The sequence below is a fragment of the Streptomyces sp. YS-3 genome (genome assembly GCF_045257485.1).
In the GTDB taxonomy this organism is placed as follows: domain Bacteria; phylum Actinomycetota; class Actinomycetes; order Streptomycetales; family Streptomycetaceae; genus Streptomyces.
The window spans coordinates 1-2,607 of the sequence record NZ_JBJHPC010000794.1; the positions used below are offsets into that span (position 1 = coordinate 1).

1 protein-coding gene is annotated in these 2,607 nt (G+C 72.5%); it reads left to right on the forward strand.

What is annotated here, in order from left to right; translation table 11 throughout:
• The coding region (locus tag ACJA3G_RS34840) for a copper-translocating P-type ATPase (protein WP_406557034.1) at positions 1-2,127 on the forward strand (2,127 nt) is incomplete at its 5' end.
• Positions 2,128-2,607: the final 480 nt, after the last annotated feature.

Consider the following 2,607-nt stretch of genomic DNA (forward strand, 5'->3'; position numbering starts at 1 on the left):
GCCGTGGCGCAGATTGGCCCAGGCCGCCCGGTGGAAGGGCAGCGCTCCCCAGACGACGACGGGCGCGGCGAGGGTGAGGCTCAGCCACTGCCAGTTGTCGAACTGGAGCGAGGGCACCATGGCGAGCAGGACGACGGGCGCGGCGAGCAGGGCCGAGACCTGGAGCCGTCCGCGCAGTGCGGCGAGCGCCTGCGCGGACGGCTCCAGGTCTCGGCCCTGCTCGCCGCGCCCGTCGTCCTGCTCGCCATGGTGCCCTCGCTCCAGTTCGACAACTGGCAGTGGCTGAGCCTCACCCTCGCCGCGCCCGTCGTCGTCTGGGGAGCGCTGCCCTTCCACCGGGCGGCCTGGGCCAATCTGCGCCACGGCTCGGCCACCATGGACACCCTCGTCTCCGTGGGCACCCTCGCCGCCTTCCTCTGGTCGCTGTGGGCGCTGTTCCTCGGTGACGCGGGAATGCCAGGGATGCGCCACGGCTTCGACGCCACCGTCAGCCGCGCCGACGGCGCCTCCACCATCTATCTGGAGGTCGCCGCCGGCGTCGTCACCTTCATCCTGCTGGGCCGCTATCTGGAGGCCCGCTCCAAGCGGAAGGCGGGCGCGGCCCTGCGGGCGCTGCTCGAACTCGGCGCCAAGGACGTGGCCGTGCTGCGCGGGGGCCGCGAAGTCCGGCTGCCGATCGGCGAGTTGCGGGCCGGGGACCGGTTCGTGGTGCGGCCCGGCGAGACGGTCGCCACCGACGGCACGGTCGTGGAGGGCGCCTCCGCCGTGGACACGTCCATGCTGACCGGCGAGTCCGTCCCGGTGGACGTGAGCGCGGGCGACGGTGTCACCGGCGCCACCGTCAACGTCGGCGGCCGGCTCGTCGTCGAGGCGACCCGGGTCGGCGCCGACACCCAACTGGCCCGGATGGCCCGGCTCGTGGAGGACGCCCAGAACGGCAAGGCCGAGGTCCAGCGCCTCGCCGACCGCATCTCCGGCGTCTTCGTGCCGGTCGTGCTGCTCATCTCGCTGGGCACCCTGGTGGGCTGGCTGCTGGCCACCGACGACATCACCGCGTCCTTCACGGCCGCCGTCGCGGTCCTGATCATCGCCTGCCCGTGCGCCCTGGGGCTCGCGACCCCGACCGCGCTCATGGTCGGCACCGGCCGGGGCGCCCAGCTCGGCATCCTCATCAAGGGCCCCGAGGTCCTGGAGTCCACCCGCCGCGTCGACACCGTCGTCCTCGACAAGACCGGCACGGTCACCACGGGCCGGATGACGCTGTACGACGTGTACGCGGCGGACGGCACCGACGACAAGGAACTCCTGCGGTACGCGGGCGCCCTGGAGCACGCCTCCGAACACCCCATCGCCCGGGCGATCGCGGAAGGCGCCGCCGAGCAGGCGGGAGAGCTGCCCGTCCCCGAGTCGTTCCGCAACCTGCCCGGACGCGGGGTCGAGGGCGTGGTCGAGGGCCACACGGTCTTCGTGGGCCGGGGCGTGGAGCTGCCCGCCTCCCTCGCCGCCGCCAAGGAGGCCGCCGAGGCCGAGGGGCGTACGGCGGTCGTGGTGGCCTGGGACGGCGCCGCGCGGGGCGTGCTGACCGTCGCCGACGCGGTGAAGGAGACCAGCGCCGAGGCGGTGGCCATGCTGCGCGGCCTCGGACTGCGGCCGGTGCTGCTGACCGGGGACAACCGGGCGGTGGCCGAGGCGGTGGCGGCCCGGGTCGGGATCGCCGCCGAGGACGTCCACGCCGAGGTGCTGCCCGAGGAGAAGGTCGACGTGGTCAAGCGGCTCCAGGCCGAGGGCCGTTCGGTGGCGATGGTGGGCGACGGCGTCAACGACGCGGCGGCACTGGCCACCGCCGATCTGGGGCTCGCCATGGGCACCGGGACGGACGCGGCGATAGAGGCGTCCGACCTGACACTCGTCCGGGGGGACCTGCGGGTCGCGGCCGACGCCATCCGGCTCTCCCGGCGGACCCTGTCGACCATCAAGGGCAACCTGTTCTGGGCCTTCGGCTACAACGTGGCCGCGGTTCCGCTCGCCGCGGCGGGCCTGCTGAACCCTATGATCGCGGGCGCGGCTATGGCGTTCTCCTCGGTCTTCGTGGTAACCAACAGCCTACGGTTGCGCTCCTTCACCTGATCTCCACAAAGAGAGCTAGATCACAGAGATTATGAGGTAACCATCGGACCGGTTCGGGAGTCTAAGTGGGCGATGCCGAGGATGTCTTGGGGGACGTCCATGGAATGTCTTGGGGGACGTTCCAGGCAGCGCGTTGGCCGGGGCACGTACCACGGGGAGCTTTGAGCGGCCCACCCGTGACGTACGTACCCCGGCAGACCGCCGGACTCCCGGCCGGATCCCGTGGGGGGAATCCGCACCGGGTATAGGGGAAGCGCCCCGCCCGCCAACCCGTGGGGGGATTGGTGGGCGGGGCGCTTCTGTGTTTTTTTGAGGCTCGGTTCGCCTCCGGGGCGCAAAAGCCTGTGTCGAGAGCCCGATCGTGCTCAGCCCTCCTTCGTCGGGCCTCCGCGCGTTCGGTCTCTCGACACAGGCGCGCCCCTTCGGCTCACTCGCCGGGGGTTGGGGGCATCCCCCAACCCCCGGCGAGTGAGCCGAAGG